This window comes from Sporosarcina sp. Y1004 (assembly GCF_057669665.1).
Window position 1 is genome coordinate 32,431 of record NZ_JBYHFQ010000008.1, and the last position, 24,672, is coordinate 57,102.

The 24,672-nt window shown below is 40.8% G+C and carries 32 protein-coding genes; 19 read left to right on the forward strand and 13 right to left on the reverse strand.

All coding sequences use genetic code 11. The features are described 5' to 3' along the window. Positions 1–358 precede the first annotated feature (358 nt). The 3 genes from AC25Y6_RS07730 (at position 359) to AC25Y6_RS07740 (ending at position 2,207) form a co-directional block, all read left to right on the forward strand. Positions 359–1,093 carry a sulfite exporter TauE/SafE family protein gene (locus AC25Y6_RS07730; protein ID WP_482105926.1) on the forward strand — a complete coding sequence of 245 codons (735 nt, stop codon included), beginning with the start codon at positions 359–361 and terminating at the stop codon, positions 1,091–1,093. Positions 1,094–1,258: 165 nt separating this feature from the next. Continuing rightward, a complete protein-coding gene (locus AC25Y6_RS07735; RefSeq protein WP_488142676.1) occupies positions 1,259–1,858 on the forward strand; it encodes a short chain dehydrogenase in 600 nt (199 codons plus the stop codon). Further along, on the forward strand, positions 1,833–2,207 hold the full coding sequence (locus AC25Y6_RS07740) for a hypothetical protein (protein ID WP_488142590.1): 375 nt from the start codon (positions 1,833–1,835) through the stop codon (positions 2,205–2,207). Before AC25Y6_RS07735 ends, AC25Y6_RS07740 begins: the two co-directional genes overlap by 26 nt. Here the strand turns inward: AC25Y6_RS07740 and AC25Y6_RS07745 are convergent. The 3 genes from AC25Y6_RS07745 to AC25Y6_RS07755 form a co-directional block, all read right to left on the reverse strand. Next, positions 2,182–3,390, reverse strand: coding sequence for an alanyl-tRNA editing protein (locus AC25Y6_RS07745; RefSeq protein WP_488142591.1), 1,209 nt, complete (start codon positions 3,388–3,390; stop codon positions 2,182–2,184). The two genes, AC25Y6_RS07740 and AC25Y6_RS07745, sit on opposite strands and share 26 nt — an antisense overlap. 95 nt (positions 3,391–3,485) lie before the next feature. Continuing rightward, complete coding sequence (locus AC25Y6_RS07750; protein ID WP_488142592.1) at positions 3,486–4,475, reverse strand: bile acid:sodium symporter family protein; 990 nt, start codon at positions 4,473–4,475, stop codon at positions 3,486–3,488. A gap of 14 nt (positions 4,476–4,489) precedes the next feature. Next, the gene (locus AC25Y6_RS07755; RefSeq protein ID WP_488142593.1) at positions 4,490–5,872 is read right to left on the reverse strand and encodes an FAD-binding oxidoreductase; all 1,383 of its coding nucleotides are present in this window, start codon (positions 5,870–5,872) and stop codon (positions 4,490–4,492) included. A gap of 189 nt (positions 5,873–6,061) precedes the next feature. On the opposite strand from AC25Y6_RS07755, the gene AC25Y6_RS07760 reads away from it, so the two are divergent. After that, on the forward strand, positions 6,062–6,775 hold the full coding sequence (locus AC25Y6_RS07760; RefSeq protein WP_482105929.1) for a FadR/GntR family transcriptional regulator: 714 nt from the start codon (positions 6,062–6,064) through the stop codon (positions 6,773–6,775). Between the two features lie 661 nt (positions 6,776–7,436). On the opposite strand, the gene AC25Y6_RS07765 is transcribed toward AC25Y6_RS07760, so the two are convergent. After that, positions 7,437–8,189, reverse strand: coding sequence for a hypothetical protein (locus tag AC25Y6_RS07765; RefSeq protein WP_488142594.1), 753 nt, complete (start codon positions 8,187–8,189; stop codon positions 7,437–7,439). Then, positions 8,186–8,722 carry an RNA polymerase sigma factor gene (locus AC25Y6_RS07770; protein ID WP_488142595.1) on the reverse strand — a complete coding sequence of 179 codons (537 nt, stop codon included), beginning with the start codon at positions 8,720–8,722 and terminating at the stop codon, positions 8,186–8,188. Before AC25Y6_RS07770 ends, AC25Y6_RS07765 begins: the two co-directional genes overlap by 4 nt. 190 nt (positions 8,723–8,912) lie before the next feature. Between AC25Y6_RS07770 and AC25Y6_RS07775 the strand changes: the two genes are divergently transcribed. Next, positions 8,913–9,458, forward strand: a complete 546-nt coding sequence (locus AC25Y6_RS07775) for an NADPH-dependent FMN reductase (protein WP_488142596.1) — start codon at positions 8,913–8,915, stop codon at positions 9,456–9,458. A gap of 148 nt (positions 9,459–9,606) precedes the next feature. Here the strand turns inward: AC25Y6_RS07775 and AC25Y6_RS07780 are convergent, their stop codons facing one another. Together AC25Y6_RS07780 and AC25Y6_RS07785 are read right to left on the reverse strand one after the other, a co-directional pair. Next, positions 9,607–10,170, reverse strand: coding sequence for a GNAT family N-acetyltransferase (locus tag AC25Y6_RS07780; RefSeq protein WP_482105933.1), 564 nt, complete (start codon positions 10,168–10,170; stop codon positions 9,607–9,609). 93 nt (positions 10,171–10,263) lie between these two features. Next, entirely contained in the window at positions 10,264–11,151 is an 888-nt protein-coding gene (locus tag AC25Y6_RS07785; protein ID WP_482105934.1) for an EamA family transporter, read from the reverse strand. A gap of 224 nt (positions 11,152–11,375) precedes the next feature. Between AC25Y6_RS07785 and AC25Y6_RS07790 the strand changes: the two genes are divergently transcribed. The 5 genes from AC25Y6_RS07790 to AC25Y6_RS07810 all read left to right on the forward strand — a co-directional run bounded on the left by AC25Y6_RS07790 (position 11,376) and on the right by AC25Y6_RS07810 (position 15,136). After that, on the forward strand, positions 11,376–12,314 hold the full coding sequence (locus tag AC25Y6_RS07790) for a carbohydrate kinase family protein (protein ID WP_488142597.1): 939 nt from the start codon (positions 11,376–11,378) through the stop codon (positions 12,312–12,314). Between the two features lie 177 nt (positions 12,315–12,491). Continuing rightward, positions 12,492–12,656, forward strand: coding sequence for a PLDc N-terminal domain-containing protein (locus tag AC25Y6_RS07795; protein ID WP_482101349.1), 165 nt, complete (start codon positions 12,492–12,494; stop codon positions 12,654–12,656). Then, a complete protein-coding gene (locus AC25Y6_RS07800; protein ID WP_488142598.1) occupies positions 12,653–13,552 on the forward strand; it encodes an ABC transporter ATP-binding protein in 900 nt (299 codons plus the stop codon). The genes AC25Y6_RS07795 and AC25Y6_RS07800 overlap by 4 nt, the downstream gene beginning before the upstream one ends. After that, positions 13,552–14,334 (forward strand): ABC transporter permease, encoded by a 783-nt coding sequence (locus AC25Y6_RS07805; RefSeq protein WP_488142599.1) that lies wholly within the window; start codon positions 13,552–13,554, stop codon positions 14,332–14,334. Before AC25Y6_RS07800 ends, AC25Y6_RS07805 begins: the two co-directional genes overlap by 1 nt. Positions 14,335–14,431: 97 nt before the next feature. After that, positions 14,432–15,136, forward strand: coding sequence for a CBS domain-containing protein (locus AC25Y6_RS07810; protein ID WP_488142600.1), 705 nt, complete (start codon positions 14,432–14,434; stop codon positions 15,134–15,136). 47 nt (positions 15,137–15,183) lie between these two features. Here AC25Y6_RS07810 and AC25Y6_RS07815 read toward each other — a convergent pair whose 3' ends face one another. After that, complete coding sequence (locus AC25Y6_RS07815) at positions 15,184–15,432, reverse strand: hypothetical protein (protein WP_482101345.1); 249 nt, start codon at positions 15,430–15,432, stop codon at positions 15,184–15,186. Positions 15,433–15,588: 156 nt separating this feature from the next. Here AC25Y6_RS07815 and AC25Y6_RS07820 point away from each other — a divergent pair, with 156 nt between their 5' ends. Beyond that, complete coding sequence (locus tag AC25Y6_RS07820) at positions 15,589–16,056, forward strand: general stress protein (protein ID WP_488142601.1); 468 nt, start codon at positions 15,589–15,591, stop codon at positions 16,054–16,056. A gap of 31 nt (positions 16,057–16,087) precedes the next feature. Here AC25Y6_RS07820 and AC25Y6_RS07825 read toward each other — a convergent pair whose 3' ends face one another. After that, complete coding sequence (locus AC25Y6_RS07825; RefSeq protein WP_488142602.1) at positions 16,088–16,282, reverse strand: CsbD family protein; 195 nt, start codon at positions 16,280–16,282, stop codon at positions 16,088–16,090. Between the two features lie 208 nt (positions 16,283–16,490). Between AC25Y6_RS07825 and AC25Y6_RS07830 the strand changes: the two genes are divergently transcribed. Continuing rightward, complete coding sequence (locus AC25Y6_RS07830; RefSeq protein ID WP_482105943.1) at positions 16,491–16,904, forward strand: hypothetical protein; 414 nt, start codon at positions 16,491–16,493, stop codon at positions 16,902–16,904. Between the two features lie 46 nt (positions 16,905–16,950). Here the strand turns inward: AC25Y6_RS07830 and AC25Y6_RS07835 are convergent, their stop codons facing one another. Further along, positions 16,951–17,766 carry a flagellin N-terminal helical domain-containing protein gene (locus AC25Y6_RS07835; RefSeq protein WP_488142603.1) on the reverse strand — a complete coding sequence of 272 codons (816 nt, stop codon included), beginning with the start codon at positions 17,764–17,766 and terminating at the stop codon, positions 16,951–16,953. A gap of 191 nt (positions 17,767–17,957) precedes the next feature. Here AC25Y6_RS07835 and AC25Y6_RS07840 point away from each other — a divergent pair, with 191 nt between their 5' ends. Genes AC25Y6_RS07840 through AC25Y6_RS07860 form a run of 5 tightly spaced genes read left to right on the forward strand, consistent with a single transcriptional unit; the run spans position 17,958 to position 21,660 of the window. Then, a complete protein-coding gene (locus tag AC25Y6_RS07840) occupies positions 17,958–19,115 on the forward strand; it encodes a betaine/proline/choline family ABC transporter ATP-binding protein (protein WP_488142604.1) in 1,158 nt (385 codons plus the stop codon). A 13-nt stretch (positions 19,116–19,128) separates the two neighbouring features. Beyond that, a complete protein-coding gene (locus AC25Y6_RS07845; RefSeq protein ID WP_482105946.1) occupies positions 19,129–19,785 on the forward strand; it encodes an ABC transporter permease in 657 nt (218 codons plus the stop codon). Positions 19,786–19,797: 12 nt separating this feature from the next. Beyond that, positions 19,798–20,712 carry an osmoprotectant ABC transporter substrate-binding protein gene (locus AC25Y6_RS07850; protein ID WP_488142605.1) on the forward strand — a complete coding sequence of 305 codons (915 nt, stop codon included), beginning with the start codon at positions 19,798–19,800 and terminating at the stop codon, positions 20,710–20,712. Between the two features lie 18 nt (positions 20,713–20,730). Then, on the forward strand, positions 20,731–21,417 hold the full coding sequence (locus AC25Y6_RS07855) for an ABC transporter permease (protein WP_488142606.1): 687 nt from the start codon (positions 20,731–20,733) through the stop codon (positions 21,415–21,417). Between the two features lie 21 nt (positions 21,418–21,438). Continuing rightward, positions 21,439–21,660 carry a hypothetical protein gene (locus AC25Y6_RS07860; protein ID WP_488142607.1) on the forward strand — a complete coding sequence of 74 codons (222 nt, stop codon included), beginning with the start codon at positions 21,439–21,441 and terminating at the stop codon, positions 21,658–21,660. Between the two features lie 148 nt (positions 21,661–21,808). Here the strand turns inward: AC25Y6_RS07860 and AC25Y6_RS07865 are convergent, their stop codons facing one another. After that, positions 21,809–22,819, reverse strand: a complete 1,011-nt coding sequence (locus AC25Y6_RS07865; protein ID WP_488142608.1) for a PQQ-dependent sugar dehydrogenase — start codon at positions 22,817–22,819, stop codon at positions 21,809–21,811. A gap of 175 nt (positions 22,820–22,994) precedes the next feature. Between AC25Y6_RS07865 and AC25Y6_RS07870 the strand changes: the two genes are divergently transcribed. Continuing rightward, complete coding sequence (locus tag AC25Y6_RS07870) at positions 22,995–23,138, forward strand: twin-arginine translocation signal domain-containing protein (protein ID WP_488142609.1); 144 nt, start codon at positions 22,995–22,997, stop codon at positions 23,136–23,138. A gap of 60 nt (positions 23,139–23,198) precedes the next feature. Here AC25Y6_RS07870 and AC25Y6_RS07875 read toward each other — a convergent pair whose 3' ends face one another. Then, positions 23,199–23,342, reverse strand: coding sequence for a hypothetical protein (locus AC25Y6_RS07875; protein ID WP_488142610.1), 144 nt, complete (start codon positions 23,340–23,342; stop codon positions 23,199–23,201). A 90-nt stretch (positions 23,343–23,432) separates the two neighbouring features. Beyond that, positions 23,433–23,849 (reverse strand): YmaF family protein, encoded by a 417-nt coding sequence (locus AC25Y6_RS07880; RefSeq protein ID WP_488142611.1) that lies wholly within the window; start codon positions 23,847–23,849, stop codon positions 23,433–23,435. 241 nt (positions 23,850–24,090) lie between these two features. On the opposite strand from AC25Y6_RS07880, the gene AC25Y6_RS07885 reads away from it, so the two are divergent. Beyond that, a complete protein-coding gene (locus AC25Y6_RS07885) occupies positions 24,091–24,618 on the forward strand; it encodes a P-loop NTPase family protein (protein WP_488142612.1) in 528 nt (175 codons plus the stop codon). Positions 24,619–24,672: the final 54 nt, after the last annotated feature.

Below are 24,672 nucleotides of genomic sequence, written 5' to 3' on the forward strand. Positions count from 1 at the left end.
TGCTTAGCATTGAACACTCTCTAATTCACTTTCGATTTAGAATTGAAGAATCCCTTCTTTTGGTCGATAAAGTCCATGGCGACTGTTTCGATTACTTGCACGGAAAAGAAATCGACATGCATCAATTGCGGACAAGATGCAAAACACACAGTGTGGTTCGGTCGAGCTTATTAACTAAATCACTATTATGAAAAACGCTCTCCGAAGAAATCGGCAGGAGCGTTTTTTTATAATAATTAAGTTCAAGGATGCTCATTCGACTTGTAAATGGACTTTCATTCATACAATTGAATTTACTTATGAGTAGAGGAAGAATATGCTATTCATATAGTGGCTTTTAAGGAAAGAAGGATTTTAAATGGAATACATTATGCTTTACTTCATCGGCTTTGTCGCAACAACGCTTGGTACTTTGGCAGGGGGCGGGGGACTCATCAGTTTGCCGGCCATGCTATTGATGGGATTGCCGGTACATTCTGCAATCGGTGCGAATAAAGTATCAAACACAGTAAGCTCATTTTCGAGTTTTCTAGTGATTTATAAAAATAAAGAAGTAACGATAAAAGAAGCACTTAGGGTTGTTCCAATCAGTCTAGCCGGCGGAATTACCGGTGGACTTATCGCGTCCTTCCTAAAAGAAGAATGGATGATTGTTATCGCGATTGTACTATTAACATTCGCGTTCATTACTTCGTTTCTTGGGAAATCGGACTTTAGAGGCAGTGAATCATTTCGTGTAACTAAAAAAAGTGCTTCGTCATTATACGGGATTGGTATTTACGATGGGGTGTTTGGTCCAGGCAGCGGAACATTAGCGCTGTATTTATATGCACGATTAAAGGTTTCTTACTTAAAAGCAGTCGGTCTTTCTCGGATTATGATTTTTTCAAGCTGTTTTGGAGCATCGATCAGTTATATCTCAACAGGGAAAATAATATGGCCGCTTACGATTGCATTAATGCTTGGTTCGATAAGTGGTGCGCAACTCGGCGTACGTCTAGCGCGTAAATTGAAAACTGAGCATGTTAAACCAATACTTCGCGTTGTCACCGTGCTCTTAATTATGCAAATTGCAGTGAATTATTTTGGATAAGTATAATGAAATACAAGCTCATAAAGGGTTTATAGTGGAATACAGAATTTGTCGACGGACTCTATGGGATTCCAATCGGAACATTTTTCATAATTAATGCATTTGATAAGTATCATGGAAGAATAGTTAGTTAGCGCTACACACTCTAAAGAAGGAGGATTACATATTAAAATACTCGTTGTGGGTGCAAGTGGCACGATTGGGAAAGCGGTTACTGAGGAATTGGAGAAAAACCATGAGGTGATCCGCGCGGGACGAAACGGTGCTGATGTATCTGTTGATATTACGTCAGTGGAGAGTATTAAGAAGATGTACGAACAAATTGGTAAAGTGGACGCGGTTATTAATGCTGCAGGTCGTGCCCATTTTGACGCAGTAACGGATATGACACCCGAGTTGAATGATGTAGGGATTAACAGCAAATTGAAAGGGCAAGTCAATCTGGTTTTATTGGGATTTGATAATTTGAATGATGGTGGAAGTTTCACGTTAACGACGGGAATTATGATGGATGATCCAATTGCATTGGGGGCTTCAGCTGCACTGGCAAACGGCGGTGTCAGAGCATTCGTTAAAGCTGCGGCAATTGAAATGCCAAGAGGAATTCGTATTAATAGCGTAAGTCCAAATGTGTTACAAGAGTCGATGCATAGGCTTAGTGGTCTTTTCCAGGGGTTCGAAGCGGTTCCTGTAAAGCGTGTGGTTCTTGCTTTTGAAAAAAGCGTCTTTGGCCTGCAAAATGGCCAGAATTACGAAGTGTACTGACATTTGGAATACAAGAAGCCTTCCAGGTAGATTTCTTGGAAGGCTTCTTGTATTTAGTGTGCATCAAACATTGGCTGGAGCTTTTGAGGTTTTATTTAGTCTCTGTGAAAGCAAAAAGGCAATTGTCGATGACAGGAAAATGATGAATAGAGAATTGGTGGAAGCACTTTCTACTATAACTTCTTGTCCAGATGTGGATGATACGCCTGATAAATTAGGTGTATATAAAAGCGTTAGAATCGCTCCCGATGAAATTTGGAATAAAAGATACAGTACTGCAAAACTACTGATAAAGATTAAATATTTTTTCATTGTTTTCACCTCTACATCTCTTTACGAACGATATTAACTAAAGTTTCATTTATTTCAGTTAGCAACTGTTCTGCTGATACCAACCGTTCGCCACCACCTTGGACAAACGCATCATTTCCGCCGCCTTTGCCATTGATGAGGGGAAGTATAATAGATGGAATTGGCTTCATACTCGTCTTCACAGAAGCTCCACGGGCTGTGACGAACTGTAGTTTATTATCATTTTCGGCAACAAGAAGTACAATTATTTCATCTGATTCAGCCACAAGGAGCCGGGCAAGTTTCTGTAATTGCTGAACAGTTCTACCTGTAAAGAGTGCTTTCACAACGCCGTGTTCCTGTTGACTTAATAACGTTTTCGCTTCGAATGCCAACAGTGCTTCTTGTGCATCCGCCAACGATTTCTCAAGCGAATGATTCGCTTCCAATAACTTCCGCACCGCCTTTGTAACGCCGTTATCGGGTGTACTTAACAATCTTGAAGCTTCCGTCAACTCATTATTTTTACGCTTCAATTGCTGTAAAACACGTCCACCGCAAACAAAATGGACGCGCACTTTGCCACGATGCTTTTCGGTCGATAAAATTTTCAGCATACTTACTTGTCCAGTTGAATGTGGATGCGTGCCACCACAGCCGTTGTAGTCATAATCGGGGATGATGACGAGCCGGATTTCATCTGTCACCGCCAATTGCTTGCGAAGGGGATATCGATGAAGTTCAGTTTCCGTCACCCATTTTATTTCAATTTGTAAGTTTTTTAAAATGATGTCATTCGCTAATTCTTCCACTGCATGTAATTGATCCAAAGATACTTCTTCAATATCTAAATCAATCGATACAATCTCTCTTCCTAAATGGAAACTCACTGTCGGAACTCCGAACAGTTCAACAAAAGCAGCTGACAGAATATGCTGTCCTGCATGCTGTTGCATATGGTCAAAGCGTCTTTCCCAGTCAATGACGCCCTCCACTTCGGTCATAGAACTGAGACTTTCAGCTACCGTATGGCGGATTTCATCGCTCACTTCCTCGACGTTGAGTACGGCGATGCCATTCAATGTACCTATATCATGCGGTTGACCGCCACCTGTCGGATAAAATGCTGTATTGTCTAAAACGACATAGTGATGCCCATCTGAATCTTGTGCTGCCTTCTTTATCTGAGTCGTAAATGATTTACAAAATGGATCTGTATTATACAAACGATCTTTTAGCATGCAATCGACTCCAATAGTTTTTTTCTAATTTATCACGAATAAAGAAAAAGAGTGGCAATCCAATGGGGATTGCCGCTCTTTTTTTCTGATTAGTCTTATAGCTTGCCAGCAGGAGATAAAACCTTATCCCGCGGCTCGTCAGTTTCATCATTCTCATCAACTATCGGTTTTTTCGACCAGATTGTGGCGAGAATCGGACCTGAAATGTTATGCCAGATGGCGCCCCATACACTTGGTAGTGCTGCGAGTGGGCTGAAATGCGCAGTCGCAAGTGCGACACCTAATCCAGAGTTTTGCATGCCAACTTCAATAGAGATGGCTCTTCGATCATTTTCGTTTAGGCCGAGCATTACAGCCGTGAGGTAGCCAAGTAACAGACCGAATCCGTTATGAAGGAAAACAGCAATGAAAACAATAAATCCTGAACTTGCAACATTATCTGCATTTGCGGCAGTGACTGCGGAAACGATGATTAGGATTGCTAGCACTGAAATAAGAGGGACAACCGAAACGCTTTTTTCAACAGCATTCGGGAAAAGTTTCTGAACTGCAAACCCTAAAATAATCGGAATGATGATCACTTGTACAATCGACATAAACATCGAGACTGGATCAACTGGCAGCCATTGCCCTGCAAGTAAAAGTAGCAAGAGTGGCGTAACGACTGGAGCCAATAAAGTGGATAGGGAAGTCATTGCAACTGATAACGCAAGATTTCCTTTTGCTAGATAGACCATTACGTTGGAAGCTGTACCACCTGGAACACAACCGAGAAGCACTAAGCCCGCCGCCAATTCAGGAGGTAACTTAAGTAAGTGCGCTAATGCGAAAGCGACAAGGGGCATGATGATAAACTGAGCTGCAACGCCGACAATGACAGGTAATGGCTTTGTCAGAACGATTTTGAAATCAACGGGCTTTAAAGTCAATCCCATTCCGAACATGACGATTCCTAGTAAAATTGTAATATAGCCGCCTAATCCTAAAAAAGGTGTGGGCACGATGAATGCAATAATGGCAATGATAATAACCCAAAAGGCGAAGTATTTTCCTGCAATTGTACTGAGTGCTTCAAGTGTTTTCATAATAAGTATCCTCTCTAGTCCATCTTCACGATTTTATTTGGATTCAATAAATTATTCGGGTCAAGTGCTTTTTTGATTTTTTCCATGACGAGGAGTGCTGCACCGTGCTCTTGCTCCTGGTATTTCTGTTTGCCACTACCAACGCCGTGCTCTCCAGTACATGTGCCGCCGCGTTCAAGTGCATACATGACGATTCGTTCATTCAATTCGTCAGCTCTTGCAAGTTCTTCAGCGTCGTTCATGTCCATCATCAGTAGTACATGGAAGTTACCATCGCCTACGTGACCGACGATTCCGCCAGTCAAACCTAGTGATTCAACCGTTTCGCGCGCGTGTTCAACTGCACTTGCCAACTCTGAAATAGGAAGACAGACATCCGTAACCATCATCTTTTTCCCTGGGTAGCCGTGGATGAAAGCATAGGCTAAATTGTGACGTGCTTCCCACAGCCTGTTACGTCCAGCGTTGTCCGTTTCAAATTCAATGTCTTCACAATGATGGTCTTTAACAATTTCTTTTGTAAAATCGACATCTTGTTTCAATCCCGCTTCATTCCCATGAAACTCCAAGAATAATGTCGGTTTTTCTTTATAGTTGGTTTCACTGTAAAGATTCGTCTGTTTTATAGATGGTTCATCTACTAATTCCACCCGTGCAATCGGAATCCCAGCTTGTAAAATAGAAACGACAGCTTCCACTGCGTCATTGACGGTAGGGAAGGATGCACGCGCGGCCGTAACATGCTCCGGAATTCCGTACACACGAAGTGTCAGTTCTGTAAAGCAACCAAGCGTACCTTCAGACCCTACGAAAAGGCCATTTAGATGAAGGCCCGAAGCAGATTTTGCAGCCATATTTCCGGTGTGGATAATTGATCCATCCGCCATTACAACCTCTAAATCACGAACTTGATCACGCATGACACCATATTTAACGGTCGTTGTACCACTAGCGTTTGTTGCCGCCATTCCGCCGAGTGTTGCATCTGCTCCTGGATCGACCGAGAAGAACAATCCATGCTTTTTCAGTTCTTTATTTAACTGTGTACGTGTCACGCCGGGTTGTACTTTTACCAGAAAATCATTTTCTCGAACTTCCAATACTTTATTCATCAATGAAAAGTCAATCGTGATTCCACCTTTGGTAGGGATAATATGTCCTTCGAGGCTAGAACCAAGACCGAACGGCACGACAGGAATTTGGTATTCATTCGATATTTTCATCACGCTGCTAACGTCTTTAGTAGATTCTGGGAAAACAACAATGTCTGGAAGGCTTGCGGCGTGATAGGATTCATCCTTTCCGTGCAGTTCTCTCACGGTTTCATTGATGGTCACCTGATCGTCTTTAAGTACATTTTTTAGTATGTGGACTATATCGTCTATAGCTGTTGTCATTTCGATTTCTCTCCTTCATTTAAAAAGTGGTCATACCGGGAATTTTGGTGATTTAGAATTATTAGATTTTGGTCCAACCAATGTTTATCATTATAACCAACAATCTGAACAATACAATACTTATTTTTAAGTCATTGATTAATCTAATAATGGTTGGTATCGTTAATAGTACGAATCGGGGTGAAGCGATTGATTACACAGAGAAAAAAGACCTATGAATTAATTGTTGAAAAAATAGAAGAACTCATTTTAAATGGAGGACTGAAATCGGGAGATAAGCTGCCGCCCGAAAGAAAACTGGCGAGTCAGTTTAACTTCAGCAGAACGTCTGTGAGAGAGGCACTACAAGCACTGGAGACTAACGGTACGATTGAGATTAGACAAGGTGGGGGGAGTTTCATCAAAACGTCTGAAGTTCAAATGATAAGTGATGCACTCTCCTCTACGTTTATTCAAGCCGAAAACAACTTGGTCTATGAAATGCTTGAATTGCGTCGTGCTTTGGAAGTCGAATCGGCATCACTTGCCGCACAACGCGCAACTTCCGCAGATTTGGAAAAGATTCGCCAATCACTGGAACTGATGGCCGCATCCCAGGAAGATGCAGAAGCGGGAGTACAGGCAGATTTGCATTTTCATCTGCAAATCGTCCAAGCTTCTCAAAATAAATTACTGATTAATCTGATTCAAACGCTTACTGAACGAATGGAAGACACAATACGAGCGACACGCAAACATCGTTTTTTAAATGACAATCGCTTTGAGGATACATTTGAGGAGCATAAGGAGATTTACGTGGCAATCGCATCGGGCAATCCCCAGGAAGCAAAGAAACTGATGGAAGAACATATTACGCGTATTCGTAGAGAGCTGAGCATGAATTTTTTGCCGGAGTTAGGATAAACAATATGTTAGATCCAACTATAGTAAACGATATATTTAAAAATGGTTGCATTAAGGGGTAAAATTATGCAAAAAAAGATACGGCTAATGAATAGCCGTATCTAAACATGTAGATCATTTTAGTTTCGCTGCCTGGCTTTCAGAAAGCGTATTTCCTTTAGACGAAAGGAAAGTAACCAGTTTATTAGTTTTTCGTAGTTCTCTTTCCATAATTTTTTCATTAACAATGTCAAGAATAGCAAGGCTAGAAATAGTGAAAAAGAGATTATAGTTGTTAACCGGAAAAATAGTGTTTCTTGAAACCCGCCATAACCGACGCAAACAGCAATACTACTTACAAAAATGATAGCCAGCACAGGTAACAATTGAAAAAATATATCGTATTTTCTATTCTTGATAAACCGCATTATATGTGGGGAAATCATAGCAATAAGTAAGATATACGATATGATGACGAGCGTATCTACTACAACTATGAATATATCCATCTTGCTCATAACCTCCCTTTTAAAATCAACTAAAAGAATGACTCTTTCGGAAGATGCTATATACATAATATATACCCTTCCAATCCTGCATTTATGCCTAGAAAGGCACACATTTTTTACAATAAAAATAAAGAAAGAGGATGGTTTTATCACCCATCCTCTTCCCCGTGGTGTTAATCTATTATTTCGAAACTCTCCAACATATGGTGGAACCTAGCGCCGTGACCCTCCGCCGCTTCAAGGAAATAGTTTTCTGTAATGACGAAGCTTCCTTCTTTTCCGTTGCTTAAGACGTAAGCAGTGACGACTTTACTATCCCACTCACTGCCTGTAATACCATGCAACCAGTATCCTTCGAGCGGTTCTGTTACTGTTTCCACCGCGCGCAATTCAGGGAAATCCTTCTTCAATTCTGCTTCGATTTTGCCAACAAGGTCTTCCGGTTTTTCATTGGCGACTTGTTTAATTTCCATCGTTACTTCAGGGTATTTTTCAGGTAATGGATCAATTGTGGTAATGATATCTACCTCTTTTCCGTTGATCATTTTGTAGCGTGTTTCATCTACATAAATGATGTACTCGGAGTTGGTACCTTCATTCAAGTTAACGTTCGCTGCCTCGTCCTGACCTTCGATACTTTGAATGATTTCTTTTTCAGGGACGAACATATCTTTAATGCCTTTAATGAATGCCAGTCCTGTATCCGTTTGTAAACTGAATGCAATGACAAGGGCGGCGGCAGCTGTAATAATGATGGGAATTACTCGGCTTTTCTTTTTCATTTTTTTTACCTCCCCTTTGTTATCTTGCTCTTCGCTGAACAATTCTTTTTCCAAACTACCCCATATTTCATCTTTGAGCCCATTCGTTTCCTGTTTGGTCTGTGTATGAAGTTCTTCATTTACTCGTTTGTCGAAATTACTCATCGTAACCCATCCTCCTTATCTAACGGATCCAGCTGTTCTTTCAGCTTCTTCCTGCCTTTAAACAACCGTGATTTTACAGTATTCAGATTCAAACCTAGAATGTCTGCAATCTCTTTTTCGGTGAAGCCTTTCACATATTTTAAAATGAGCGGAATCCGGTGCATGTCTTCTAGTGATTGAATCGTATCGTATAAATCAGATAGATGATCGAAAGAATCTTCAGCAAGGGAAGGATCATTTTCTAAATCGGGATGTTCGAACTTTGATAGTGGTGATTCTTTCTTTAGGTAACGAAGGCATTCATTCGTCAAGATTCGATAATACCATGGATCGAAAGGCAATTCGGGATTGTAGCTGCCGATTTGTCGATACACGCGGATGAATGTCTCTTGAACGGCATCTTTCGCCATTTCACGGTTTCGCGTAATTGCAGAAGCCGTTCGGATTGCATAATCAGCATATGCTTCGTAAAAGATACGGAATGACTCTTTATCGCCAGCCAGTATATTTCGTATTATTTCTTCTTTTTCCATTTAGGTTCAACTCCTTCGGAACAACGGTATTTTGTTGTTCATACTATACTTACCCTCAGAACTATGAAAAAGTTTTCGTGTCTACAATCTTATTTTTGTAATGCCAAGTCGAATGACATATGCGGATGAAAGCTATCGTGTAAACTAAAAGGTGAAGTATGAAAAGTGTGAAAACAGAGGAGAGAGATTGATGAAAGTCGTTGCGATTGTCGGGAGTTTGAGGAAAGAGTCATTTAACATGCAGTTAGTGAAAACGATTGAAAAGAGGTACAGTCACCTTTTTGAAATAGAAATTGCAGAAATCGGTAATCTTCCGTACTTTAATGAAGATGATGAAAAGACACCTCCGGAAGTGGTACAGAAATTTAAGAAAATGATTATTGAAGCAGATGCTATACTTATTAGTACACCGGAATTCAACTGGTCCATCTCCGGTGTTTTAAAAAATGCGTTGGAATGGCTGTCCAGGGTCGATAAGGTGATAGCGGGGAAGCTAGTCTTACCGATGGGCGTTTCACAGGGAGCACTCGGGACAGTAAGGGCTCAGTTGCACTTACGACAAGTATTAGGGAGTATCCAAGCGAATACAATGCCTCCTGCAGGAAATGAAATTTTCATCGGCTCTGCCGGACAAAAGTTCTTAGACGGCGAGCTGATAGATGAAATGACACTTAAGTTTTTAGATCAAGTCGTTGAAAAGTTTGTTACTTTTGTTAAAGAACAAGAAGTTAAATAATAAAAGAAACCGCCTTTTTGATTTCCATTGGAGAAATCTTAAGGGCGGTTTGTATATTATATAAATTAAAATAAAGAAATCCTTCAAATTTGCTTCAGCTACCCTTTGTAAGACGCCTAAGCTGTATTCAATTGTACAGCCGATCCAGTTAAATAACTTTCACCATATGATGAAACGGTTCACCAATAATTGTCCATGGGGAGACAATGTCATAACCAAGCCGTTTGTATAGACGAATAGCTGGTTCTTTTTGTGTTTCTACGTTTAAAGAGAGCTTTGCGATGTTTTTTTGCTTCGCAATTTCTTCCGCATACTGAAACAGTTTCGTCCCGATTCCTTTACCGCGAAACAAAGGATCAATACAAACAGTATCGATATAAAGTTCGTCAGGTAACGATTCCGCATCCACTTCAGAATTGTCGGCACCTTTTTTTGCGAGCCATTCACTTAAATTTCGATCGAGATCAGGGGCATCTGTACCTGCGTATAACACCATAATACCGGCCACTTTATCATCTAGTTCTGCAACATATGTATAGAAATAGGAGTGTCGGTTATCTTCACGCTTGAACAGTATACAGAGTTCCTTTTCCACCTTGTCCCAGTCTGTTTCGCCTGTCATTCTTTTGGCAATATCACCGATTGCGTCAATTATAAGTGGTGCTGCCTGAGTTGCATCAATCGGTTGTGCCTGCCGAATCGTTATGTCCATTTGAAAATCCTCCTTATTTATCCTCTGATTATAGCAAACGTTCTTACCTATTTAAAAAGAACCACCCACTGCAAATGCAGTAGGTGGTTCAACTTATCTACTATATTTCAATCTTCGTTGGGAAATAGTCGGTAAGGTCATACCGATAACGATGATAATAATCCCGATTATTTGGAAAATGGTCAGCGATTCTTTCAATAAAATAACGGAGGCGGTAACGGCAACCGGCAGTTCCGCGGCACTTAATATAGAGGTCATTGCAGTACCGACTTTTGGCACGGCAATCGAAAAGAGATAAATTGGAATGACAATCCCAAATAATCCGAGAATGATGCCATATATCCATAAACCGCCGCTAAACAACGTACCATTCCAGACGATTTCCGGCGTTTGGAAAAAGAAGATGGCAATTGCTGCAAAAAACGATGTGAATAGCAGACGCGTTTCCGTATCCATACCTTCGACTTGTCTCGAGTTAATCATAACGAAAGATGCAAAGCTGACAGCTGAAGCCATTCCCCATGCCCATCCTTGCCATGGAATTCCGCTAAGGTCTGCATCGATAATTCCAGCTGCAAGTATGGTTCCTCCAAAAAGGAAGAGTAGTGAAATAACTTCAATTTGTTTCGGCAGCCGTCTCTTCGCAATGCAGTCGAACAGCATACCGACCCAAGTGAATTGGAATAACATGACCACCGCAAGTGAAGCGGGCATATATTCAATAGCTTGTCCATATACTGTGCCTGTTGTAGCGGTAAATAGACCCGCTAACAGTAGCGTAGAACCACCACCAAATTTAGGGATTCTATGTCGTACAATAACGAAAATGAGTAGTGCTATAAAAAATCCAACGAAATATTGGCTCGTCACTGCTTCAGCAGCTGTGAAACCATCTAGGATCGCCAGTTTAATAATCGTCGAAAGAATTCCGTAACAACTTGCTGCAAAGATAATAAGTAACGGATAAATCCAATGTTTCATAAAATAACCCCCTGTTCCATTCCATCAGTATATCACTATTTGGGAAAGGCTTACAGGTCTGAGGTCGGAGGACTACAATAAGTTATGCTGAGAAATTTCAAAGACCCGTACATAAATTGAAATGAGTTCACCAAGTTCTGAATATAACTATATTTATTTGTATTCTATCTGTAGTTCGCGTTCCATGATACGATTAGAAAAATAGAGTGACAGGGAGAGTTTCGATGGTTAACACTAAGAAAAAGCATGTTCTTATTTACGGTGATGCATTTGTCGATTATATAGCGAAAGACCAGTCCAATTCGACATTTGCAATGTTCCTTGGCGGTGCTACGGTCAATGTGGCCGCGGGTATTTCCAGACTAGGTGCCTCAGTTGCATTCATTACAGTGACAGGTGATGATCCGACTTCTGAATTTGTCCGAGATGAATTGCAAAAAGAGGGCGTCGATTTGGCATTCGCAAAACTTGAGAATGATAAACGGGTTAGCGGTGTTTATATTCATTTGACGAAAGATAACGACCGTATTTTCCAGACTTATATCGATGAGACACCTGATATCCAGGTGGAAGCCTCCGATTTGACTGTGAAGGCGTTCCAGGATGCATCTGTGTTGCATATTTGTTCAGGCACGATGTTTCATCCGACTGCTTTGGAGACTACACGGGAAGCGGTGCATCTTGCTAAAAAACATGGTGTACTTTTGTCGATTGACGCAAACATCCGACCGCTCAGGTGGGAAAGTGAAAATCTTTGCCGCGAGACGATTTTGTCTTTCGTTGAGAGAGCGGATCTGTTGAAGTTGACGGAAGAGGAACTTTTTTTTCTGACGGAGACAGAGACAATTATTGACGGTATCGGCAAGCTGGAGTCCTATCAAATTCCTGTCATACTTATTACTGCCGGAGAGCTTGGAACGTACGCTATTATCGATGGTGCAGTGACTCATGTGGGGATCACACCAGTCGTTCCTGTCGATACAACGGGAGCAGGCGATGCATTCATGGCAGGAATTCTTCGCCAAATCCATTTAAAAGGACAACCTAAAACGACTGATGAATGGATTGATTTTATTTCCTTTGGTAACAAACTTGGCGCAATCTGTGTAACAAAATCAGGAGCCTTGTCGGCGATGCCTTGGCTTATAGACATAGAAGAATAAATGAGTCCTCCCAGTCATATTGATTGGGAGGACTCATTTATGAGATGGAAGGTTGTTATATTTATCTAATTTGTTATATACAATGTATAACAGAGTTGTTATACTGAATTTACTGAAAATAACAGAAAGGTTGTGAAGTCTTTGTCTCAACTCGAAAATATTCCATGGAGCCTTATTATGCCGATTATTGTGTTGCAGGTCATTCTCATGAGTATTGCCCTCGTTGATGTTATTCGGCATCAGCGTACAAATGGACCGTTCATCATGTGGATTTTCATTATCATCTTTGTAAATCTGATTGGTCCTATCCTGTACTTTATTTTTGGGAGGCGGCAAGTATGAACACTTTGCTTCAAGTAGAAAATTTGTCTAAAAGATATGGGACCAATAAGGTAGTTGAAGAGGTTTCGTTTGCGCTTGATGAAAATACCGCTACAGCTTTGATTGGACCGAACGGGGCTGGAAAGACGACGACACTGTCGATGCTTGCAGGTCTGGTTTCGCCGACTGGCGGCATAATGCAGTTTCAAGGTGACCCCAAACCAGATATACGGTCGGTTATCGGATTTCTCCCACAGTATCCAAAATTCTTCCCATGGCTATCTGCACTTGAGTTCACGGAAATGGTAGCTCAATTGAGTGGAGTAGCATCTAGACAAGCAACTATCGAAGCAAGAAAGACATTGGAGTTTGTCGGTCTTGGGGAAGCCCTTAACAAAAAAATAGGTACCTATTCTGGAGGGATGAAACAACGACTTGGGCTTGCGCAAGCAATTGTCCATAAACCGAAGTTGCTGTTGTTGGATGAGCCGGTATCTGCACTGGATCCAGTTGGACGCCGCCAAGTGATGAATTTGTTGAAAGAATTGCAACGGGAAACAACGATTTTATATTCAACCCACATTTTGAATGATGCGGAAGAAATGACCGATCAGGTGCTTTTTATGAGACACGGAAAACTTGTTGAACAGGGTTCGCTTAATGAGGTGCGTGCACGCCATGCAGAACCGCGTATTATTATAGAATTTGAAGGTATGCAAGAATTGGGACGTTTCAAGGAAATGGTCGAGTGGCAAGTGACGTCAAAAGGATTGGTTACATCTATTGATGTTCAGTCGCAATTGATTGAAATGTCATCTGTTCTATCCGTATTAAGTGCGGGTGCTTTCCTAGTTAGAAAAGTTGAACTTCAAACGGCGACCCTTGAAGAAATCTTCATGAAAGTGGCGGTGATTTGATGAATGGATTGAGCGTGTTATTGCGTAAAGAATGGCGTGAGCATACAAGAAACTTTAAGATACTATGGATCCCTATTGTCTTTATCATTTTCGGGATATTAGAGCCCCTTACGAATCATTTTTTACCTGAAATCATGAAAAGTGTTGGCAATTTGCCAGAAGGAGCCGAATTTACTTGGCCAGAATTCAGAGGGGAAGATATTTTCATATCATTACTTGGGCAATATCAACTCATTGGCATTCTTGTTATTATTTTTGCATTCATGGGTGCGATTTCAGGTGAACGGAAAAATGGGACAGCGACTCTTCTCTACGTCCGCCCGATGTCATTTCGTAATTACTTTTTGAGCAAGTGGATCGTTATTAATGGAATTATACTGGGTAGCGTATGGCTAGGTTTCGTTGGAGCATGGTATTACATTGAACTTCTCTACAACCATATAGATATAATGTCGGTCTTCGCATTTATTGCGACTTATAGCCTGTGGATTATCTTTGTTGTGACGGTTGTCCTAGCGTTGAGTGCATCACTTCCAACAGGTGGTACTGCGGGCCTTGCAATTCTGATTACACTTATTTATCAGGTTATCGATTCACTTATCGGAACATATTGGACCGTGTCACCCTGGAAATTGTCGATGTATGCTTCTTTTTGGTTTAAGCCGGAATCAGATAAAGCGGATTTATGGATGAGTTCAGGCCTCACATTGGTCCTTATAGTCGCACTTATCGTACTCGGTATTTACATGGCAAAACGGAACGCAGCAAAAACAACAGTGTGACTGAAAATTCCGTTATTATTATAAGGAAAGCACATAGTCTAGACGCTGTTCAAGGTTAAAAAATGAAACTTATTTTACGAGATAGGGGGAATTATATATGACAGTACGCAACTCGGACCGATTTATTTTTGCATATAACCGAATTGAAAAGTCAATGGAGAAAATTAGTGGCTTAAATAGCTATATGCCATTCTCGCGCTTAATTGACAAATCAAAGCATTTGAACGCATTTATCCGCAAGTTTGAGCAGGATTTGCGGGAATATGGCGATTTGCGTAACGCAATCGTTCATCATCGCACAGATAATGAGTATGCAATTGCGGAACCGCATGATGATATAGTCGAGCTGATTGAGTATATCGAACGCGAACTATCAAAACCAGTTACAGTCGGCGATATGTTTACACGAAAAGTCCATACATTACAGGCTTCTGATACATTATCCTCCGGATTAAAGATGATACGTGAAAAAAAGTTCAATCAAATCCCTATCTATCAGAGTAATAAGTTCATTGGACTTGTAACAGCTACGGGAATTACATATTGGCTAGCAGATAATATGACAGATACTATCATTTCCCGGGAAATGCCAACACTCCTCGACATTTATTCTCATGAAAAACAAAAAAACACATACAGATTTGTTAAAAGTAATCTTTCTGTTTATGAAGCTGAAGAATACTTCAAAAAGTTTGTCTCTGAAGGAAAGCGCCTCGAAGCTCTTTTAATAACTGAAAATGGTAAACCCGAAGAGAAATTACTCGGAATAATTACGCCACTGGATCTTATAAAAATAGAGTGAAAAAAAGCTTTGTACCATTCACATGAAGTGAGTGGTACAAAGCTTTTTCAATACTTGGGCAAACCGGATCCTGGTGATTTCTCGGCGCTGGACGAATTGCTTTTAGTATCGTGGTGACGTTTTTCTTCTTCCCATTCCATCCGAGCGTCCTCAAGAGGTACCGCATCAACAGTTTGCATATCCTCATGCATATCATAAATGCTCTCTTTATCTGTTCGGAGGTATTCTGGATTATCCATATATGGCCCATCTGCATCTTTCCGGTCACGTTCAGTGAATACTTTCTTTTTAGTCACTAAAACCAGACTCCTTTCTATTTTAATCTGCCGTGGAATATTCTGTTGTCCTTATGTTATTCACTATTTTATAGAAATTAAACATTAAAGTTTTTTTATGAAATTGACGGGTACATTATGAAAAAGAGACTATTTATCAAGGAGGAGCTATGTAAAATGGAACACAAGAAATTTATCGGTACATTTCATTCTGAAAATACTGTTTTATATAAAATCACGGAAATGAAGGCGCAAGGATATGTTGAAAGTGAGATGTATGTAGTTGCGATCGCAGAAGATACTATTTCAATGTTGCGCGGACAGACAGAAGCCGAACTTTTAGGTACAACCAATGGAAACGGGTTAGACCGATTCAAACTATTTTTGAGTAACGAAGAACCGATCCTAGCAGCTTTTAAAAGCATGGGGATTTCAGAACAGAAATCAAGGAAGTACTATAATGAGGTGAAAAATGGCGGAGTTGCATTGTTCGTAGAGGATAGGGCGAGCCATGATCAGACGACGGAACAGCACCCTGAAGAAATGGATAGCAGGGCTGAACGAAGTTTGAGTGGAGAACAGTTGGCTGGATTAGATAATAACCAACAAGACACCGTTCCACGTATTAATACAAATAACTTATAGTTGGATAGAAAAAAGCTGACTCCAGTTGGAATCAGCTTTTTTCACCTTCACTATTTACCTGCTTTATTTCTCCGACTGCCTTTTGCGCTTCACCTTTTATTTTTTCAAACTTTCCTTCGGCTTGCAGTGAAGCATCATTTGAAGCATTACCAATCTGGTCTTTCGCTTCACCTTTTATTTTATTCACTGTACCTTTTACTTTGTCTGATAAACCATCGTTCGTCATAGTAAAACCTCCAATTTTTTCGTTGTTTACAATATACCCGCCAAGAAAAAACCTAAACTTGTGAATAGTGTACGGATTTTGGAATACCTTGTCTAAAGATGGGTCTAGATACCTATAGTATTCGTCTAAAATGTGACAAATCAAGTGTACCTACTTGTCGATATATTGCGTATAATGGATACAACTATAAAATAGTGGGGGAGATGAAATGTTTAGAAAAGGTCGATATGCGTTATGGGGAAATAAGGAGTTTGAACTGATATCATACCTACGACAATATTATTTGCAATCAGGCAATCCTTTAGATTTAAAAAATGGATTTATCGAAAAGAACGGAAAAAACCCTGTTTTCATTAGACCGGTCTCAGTAAGGGAATTGGAAGATGCATATGAAATTATTCCATATGCGATGATAGAGGGGTATCGCTTTGCTGTGGAAGGTTACAACGAAAAGACAGGTAAATTGGCACTCGTGACAAATAATCCATTTGTCAAGGAGAAAATTGACGTTCGCCCATATGGGAAGTTTGAATACATCATCGAAATTGCTTTGAACGATCATGGAGTGGAATTAAAGGAAGATCGAATTCCTATACTTGGTTTTAATGGTTTAAACCCATGAAAAGGTAATCATGTATGTCGAAAGTGGACACACAGGATTACCTTTTTCATTGTTTTAGGAGCAGAAGTACGGATTGGGCCTGTTGCATATGCATTGAAAGGACATATTGACCTGCTTGTAGCAGGATATTCGCTTTCGTTAGTGCCATCATTTCTTTTGCGAAATCTATATCACGTATGCGAGATTCGGCGGCAGTTAAGCTTTCTTCCATAACTAGTGTATTATTATAAGCGTGTTCAAGTCGGTTGGTATAGGAACCCATTCGAGAACGTTCAGACGAGACGATTTTAATGGCATTATCAAGTGCATCGATGGCATTATTGGATTTCGCGGAGTCTATAATTGACACGTTCTTCAACCCTATTGAAGTAGCACTCATATTATCGATATAAAATTCAATCGACTGCCGGCCATTAGCCCCGGCTTGGATTTTTAATGAAGAACGTGAGCCATCTAGCAGAGGGAGTGAGTTGAATTCCGTATCATTGGATATGCGGGTGATTTCATTTTTTAGTTCTTCAAATTCAAGAGAAAGGTTTTCGCGATCTGAATTAGTCAATGTTCCGTTGGAAGACTGAACACTTAACTCTCGCATTCGCTGGAGAATGGAATGAGTTTCATTTAAAGCCCCTTCGCTTGTCTGGAATAGTGAAATTCCGTCTTGGATATTGCGTCCTGCCATAGACAGTCCACGGATTTGAGCGCGCATTTTCTCAGAAATCGCAGTACCAGCTGGATCATCCGCAGCACGATTTATGCGCATGCCTGAAGACAATCGTTCCATTGACTGCATTACTTGTTTGTTTTGCAAGTTCATATTGCGGATAACGTTCATTCCTGTTGATTGCCAAATTCCAAGCATCGCAAAAACCTCCTGCCTTTGTGTCATACATCGGCGTTAAATAGAGATTATTAAGAGGAGGATTTATTGGTAATGAAATTAACTGAATTTCGTTTAATAAATTATGAAACAGGGTATTTACATTTGAGGGTATTGTAAAGAAGTGTACATAAATAACCTATTGAACAGTTTAACCATAGGGGGCGAAGTAAGTGCTAGAATTTAAAAATGTATCGAAAATCTATGCCGGCGGAAAGAAAGCTGTAGATAATTTGAACTTACATATTAATGCGGGTGAATTTATCGTTTTTATTGGGCCTAGTGGATGCGGAAAGACAACAACAATGAAAATGATTAATCGGTTAGTTAAACCGTCAGATGGCAAAATTTTAATTAACGGAGAAAATATTATGGAAAAGAACATCGTCCAATTACGTCGTTCAATTGGATACGTTATCCAACAGATTGGTCTCTTCCCCCATATGACCATTCGCGAAAATATTGCTCTCGTGCCTCGGCTTATGAAAAAGTCGATTGAGGAGCGCAATGATAAGGCAGATGAGCTAATTAAGCTAGTGAATATGCCGGCGGAATTCCTAGATCGCTATCCACATGAACTAAGCGGAGGGCAACAGCAGCGTATTGGTGTACTTCGTGCATTAGCCGCTGATCCTCCACTTATTTTAATGGATGAGCCTTTTGGTGCGCTCGATCCAATTACTAGGGATTCGTTGCAAGCGGAATTCAAAAATCTTCAAAGAACACTTGGGAAAACAATCATCTTTGTCACACATGATATGGATGAGGCCATTAAACTAGCAGATCGAATTGTAATTATGAAGGACGGAAAAATCGTTCAGATGGGTACTCCAGACGAAATATTAAGGGAACCCGCCAATGAATTTGTAGAGGACTTCATTGGAAAAGATCGTCTCCTGCAAGCGCAGCAACATATCCAGACTGTAGGGCAAATCATGAATTCAAATCCGATATCTATCCAAGCTGGAGGAACCCTATCGCAGGCGGTTCAACTTATGCGTGAACGTCGTGTCGACTCACTCCTCGTTGTTGATGAAAATAACGTGTTAAAAGGACTGCTGAATGTAGAAATGATAGACAGAGGCAGGAATATGGAAACGTCAGTCGGGGACGTCATGTCTACAGAATTGACCGTTGTTCAAAAAGATACGCTTCTTCGAGAAGCGACACGTAATATTCTTGTGCGGGGCTTGAAATATGTAGCTGTTGTCGATGAAAATCGACATCTGGTCGGTCTGATTACAAGAACAAACCTAGTCGATATCGTCTATGATTCCATTTGGGGAGATGGCGAAGGAGAATCAGAAGAACAAACACTAGGTCAAGTGTAAAGGAGGTTTTTGAATGAACGGACTTATTGATTTTTTCTCTGAGTATGGAGGTCAGCTTGCAACAAAGACTTGGGAACATCTCTATATTTCATTTATAGCGCTTTCCCTCGGTATTATTGTCGCAGTTCCACTTGGCATAATGCTAAACAGAGTACCTAAAGTAGCTGGTTTTGTGCTAGGGGTCGTTGGCGTCATCCAGACGTTCCCGAGTCTTGCAATTCTAGCCTTCTTTATACCGCTTCTTGGAATTGGAAAAGTACCTGCAATTGTTGCTTTATTCCTTTATTCGATGTTGCCAATTCTTAGAAACACATTCATCGGTGTGAGAGGAGTCAATCAGGATCTCGTGGAAGCCGGTCGTGGTATGGGTATGACAGCTTTTGAGCGAACTTTAAATATTGAACTACCACTGGCGATTCCAGTTATTATGGCGGGAATAAGGCTTTCAGCGGTCTATCTAATCGGTTGGGCAACACTTGCTTCGTTCATCGGTGGAGGAGGACTGGGAGATTTTATCTTTGATGGTTTGAATTTATTTCGAACAGATTTAATAATTGGTGGTGCGATACCGGTGACATTACTTGCACTTCTAGTAGATTTCCTTCTCGGCCGGTTTGAATTGTTTGCAACGCCAAAAGGACTGAAAGAAAGCAGGAAAGTGGTTTCTTGAGGAGGGAATACAATGTTTAGAAAAAATATTAATAAATTTATAATTCCGCTCTTGGCTACAACCTTGTTGATAGGGGGCTGTTCACTTCCTGGCCTTGGCGGAGGGGAAAACACCATCCGTATTGCAACACTAACAAGTACAGAAACGTCGACTTTAGGTCATGTAATTCGATTAATGATAGAAAAAGAAACTGATTTGAATGTTGAAATGGTGGAGAATTTGGGAACGTCTATTATACAGCATCAGGCATTGACCAGTGGACAAGTAGACATTACGGCGGCACGCTATACGGGTACTGACATGGCAAGTGTTTTAGAGATAGAGCCACTATCCGATCCTGAAGAAGCAATGGCTTTAGTCCAAAAAGAGTTTGATGAGCGTTTCGATCAAGTTTGGTACGATTCTTATGGTTTCCAAAATACGTATGCACTTACAGTGACGGATGCCCTCGCTGAAAAAGAAGGACTTAATACTGTATCGGATATAGAAGAAATCTCTGATGAATTAACGCTCGGCGTAGACAATTCATGGCTGAACAGAGAAGGCGATGGTTACCAGGGATTTGTCGAGACATACGGATTTGAATTTGGTGAAGCATTGCCTATGTCTCTCGGACTTGTCTATCAAGCGGTGAATAGCGGAAAGATGGACGTTGTTCTGGCGTATAGTACGGATGGGCGTCTGAAAGCTTTCGATTTGAAAACGTTAGAAGATGATAAGAAATTTTTCCCGCCGTATGAGTGCTCGCCCGTCACACGAAAAGATGTCATTGAAAAGCATCCAGAAATCGATACTATTCTGAAAAAACTTGCTGGTAAAATTGATGGGGAAACGATGACACGTCTAAACTACGAAGCAGATGTCAACAAAAAAGAACCTGCTATCGTGGCAAAAGAATTCTTGGCTGAAAACAATTACTTCAACTGAGTCACTGGAGGTGAGCTAATGGAAACGTTACAAGAACTGTGGGCCTATTTCACAATAAACGGCACCTACGTATGGGATCAGTTTGTCAGGCATTTCCTGATGTCTGCTTATGGAGTCCTGTTTGCGGCGATTGTAGGAATTCCCGTGGGAATCCTAATTGCCCGTTATGGTAAATTGAGTGGATGGGTATTATCGATAACGAATATAATTCAGACCATCCCGGCCCTCGCAATGCTCGCTGTTTTAATGCTGGCGATGGGACTGGGACCGAACACGGTAGTGATGGGCTTATTTCTATATTCTTTATTGCCAATCATAAAAAACACCTATACAGGAATTAAAAGTGTTGAAAAATCCGTATTGGAAGCAGGTCGTGCAATGGGGATGACACGGACACAAATGCTGTTCATGGTTGAACTACCACTTTCGATGTCGGTAATCATGGCGGGCCTACGGACTGCACTTGTTATTGCAATCGGAGTCGCAACAATTGGAGCTTTCATAGGCGGCGGAGGACTCGGCTCCATTATTATCCGAGGCACGAATGTGACGGACGGCGCGGCTATCATTTTGGCAGGAGCGATTCCAACTGCCTTAATGGCGGTAATTGCAGACTTATTAATGGGCTGGTTGGAACGTGTTCTATCCCCTGCAAACCGGAAGGCAGTGACTAAAAAAGTTTCACCTGTGAATAATATCGTATAGTAACGGATTGGAGGGGACTAAATGATAGAAAATTTTAATATACGTAAGGAAATGTTTGGAGATACACCAAATGAGACATTGCATTTCGAGTTAACCTTGGACGGGAATGAATACCAAGGACATTACAAGGACAATGATGTGAACTGGTTTCAATTGAAGCCTGACCAGGAGAACCACGAAATGCAGATTGCAGACTTGGAAGCCGAAGTGAAAAAGAGAATTAAAGAATGGGAATCAAATTGAATGGAAAGTAGTTCGAAAACCACCGATAACTTGGTGGTTTTTTTATTTAAGAGACCTCTTATTATTAGAACGAAAAATCGACGCTTGTGCATAATTTAGCGCATGTCTACTGAAAAAGAGAGGAGGAAATTGTCTGGATTCACCAATTCTAACTACTCGTTAAGCGATATAAAACATCATCCTCATCTGAAGGTTTTCCACGTCCATCGGTATTATTTGTAATGAAATAAAGCGATTTTCCGTCTGAAAACACATCTCGGATACGGCCAAAACCCTCAATTTTATCAACTACTTCACCGCTATGCGGATCTAGAACTAGAATACCTTCTCCACGAAGGGCTGCAATATACAGCAATCCCTTATGAAATACCATGCCAGATGGTGCCCAAGTTTCATTTGAACCAGAAGTAAGCAATGGCGTTTCCAAACCGTCTTCCGATTCTGTCCCCTCAATGATCGGCCACCCATAGTTTTTACCTTCAACAATGATATTTAATTCGTCATTTGCGGATTGACCATGTTCCGAAGCGTATAACTTTCCGTTTTCATCCCACGCGAGCCCTTGAGGATTTCTATGCCCAGAGCTAACAATTTCAAAAACATTCTCTTTAGTGAGACGAATGATTTTCCCGTTGAATGATTTTGGGTTTTGAGCTGAATTAGGATTCGCACCATCCCCAATCGTTGCGTACAAAACATTGTCGGGTGAGAATGCGAGACGGCCACCATGGTGGACTGGTCCGGACTCTATGCCATCCAATAAGACTTCGTTTTCGTACCAAGAGCTCCCATCATACTCTAGCGTCACAATTCGATTGACCGGTGCTCCTTCAAAATCATATGTGTAGTAAGCATAAGCCTTACGGGATTCCTGAAAACCTTTATCCAAAACAAAACCTAGTAAACCGGATTCAGCTGCATTCGATAAAGGTGCTGAAAGATGGACGTCCTCACGTATCAATTTTCCGTCCTGCCTAGCCTTAACAATCGTTCCTGCTTTCTCAGAAATGAAAAAGTTCTCACCATCATAGTCAACGGACCACGGTGAAATCAGTTGAGTTACAATTTTTTCAGTTTGGTCATGATTTTGATTTAGATTTAATTCCTGATTGCAACCCGCCGGAATGATTAAAAAGAACAATAGAAGAAGGTGTTTCAAAGCGGATACCTCCATTCATACTTCATTTTCACTAGTATATAACGGTGTGCGGAGGAATAGAAAATGAAACCCATCAAGTATAGCAAGTTGTATTGTATAAAAATGGGTTAGGACTGGCATGCTTATTTGTAGATATCATAATAGATTTGGAAAGTAGTTTGAAGGAGGATAAAGAATGGCAGAAAATAAAAAAGGTCTATCAAGAAGGGATTTCCTGAAGACGACCGAAATAGCGACCGGGGCATTCGTGGGAGGGGGTCTCATCAGAGGTGTTGTTTTCCCCATTCAAGTGAGATTAAACAAAGATATACCAGTTTGAAGAGGTATTCCTATGTAAAAAACCGGTACCCCATATTGGAATACCGGTTTTTCAGTCGCTTTAAGAATTCTTCTGCGAACCATTTTTCATGGAGAATGGACCTGTAAACGATTCAACCTGTTTCATCAGTTTGTCCCGGGCACCTTTGTTTCGCATTAAAAATGCAGCGCCGAGTCCAAGTGCTGTCATTGCCATTCTGTTCATAGAAAAATCATCCTCCTTGTTTTTGGTGTTCGTGATAATATACCCGATTTGCGGGATACTAATCAGGATATCTGCAAGAAGGTTTTTTGATTAGCTTTTTGAGGGTTGTGTAAAACCTTTAATGACATGAATATGCCCATCATCTTCCGTTGTTCGAACCTCTACATAATGCGTATGGTAACCACCCGGCATCAAAATAGGGAGACTCGTATACGCTTCGTAGCGATGGATATGGTCGTCTTCAAAGGAGGTATTTCCCTTCATATGATGAAAATGGCCTTTATCCGTCTCAATGGGTGTACTGGTTACGCCTGGATGCATATGGATATGACCATCATTACACGTGGTCGAACCTAGGTAGCTATGAGTGTGTCCATCCTCCCTATTTACGCTTGAAGGGATTTCAGTATTATTCCCTGGGGCAGTTTTATCTTCGATTGTTTCGGGACTTTGTACAGGAGGGAAATTCAACCCGTAAAATGGGTCATCCATATAATCGTCTAGCACGCTTTCAACTCCTCTTTTTAGATTCCCTACTAACGTATGTATTATAAAATATTGTGGTTACAATAGTCAGCCCTATCCTGTCCGCATAAAAAGAAGGATTGAAACTATTTCCATGCTTTGGTCGTACATAGAACAGATACAAAGTATTGGAGTAATTTTATATACTCTCAAATTCAAATAGATAGTCTGCAAATGAAATAGATATATATGATTCTAGAATTATGTGGAAGGGAGCGTCCGAATGAATAAAATCATGGTCATCGGGGTGTCATCTGGCGTGGGAAAGTCAACATTTGCGCGTCGACTAGGTGAAATGACTGAAATCGAAGTGACGCATTTAGATCGAATGTATTGGAAACGAGATTGGGTGGAAGCTTCGCTTGAAGAGTTTTCTGCAGCACAACGACAAGTTGTTCAAAATGATCAATGGATTGTTGAAGGTAATTACTCGGGTACATTCAATATTCGAGAGCCATATGCGGATACAATTATTTATTTGGAACTCCCTCTCAGGGTCTGTTTGTATCGTGTGTTGAAGAGGAGGGTGCAATTCCATGGGGAAACTCGGGATGATATGGGGGAAGGGTGTAAGGAAAAGATAGATAAGGCATTTTTGAAATTTATTGTGACGACGTATGGAGCACGGAAAAAGAAAATGATAGAGCGGATGCAGCGTTATGCGGGGGAAGGGAAGACTGTTCATTACTTGAAAACGCCCGAGCAAATTAAGGGTTTTTTAGAGACATATAAGAAGGGCGATTGTCATTAAATGGTTGAAGTTGTTATATCCTTGCTTTTGCATACATCAATATGAAAATGGACT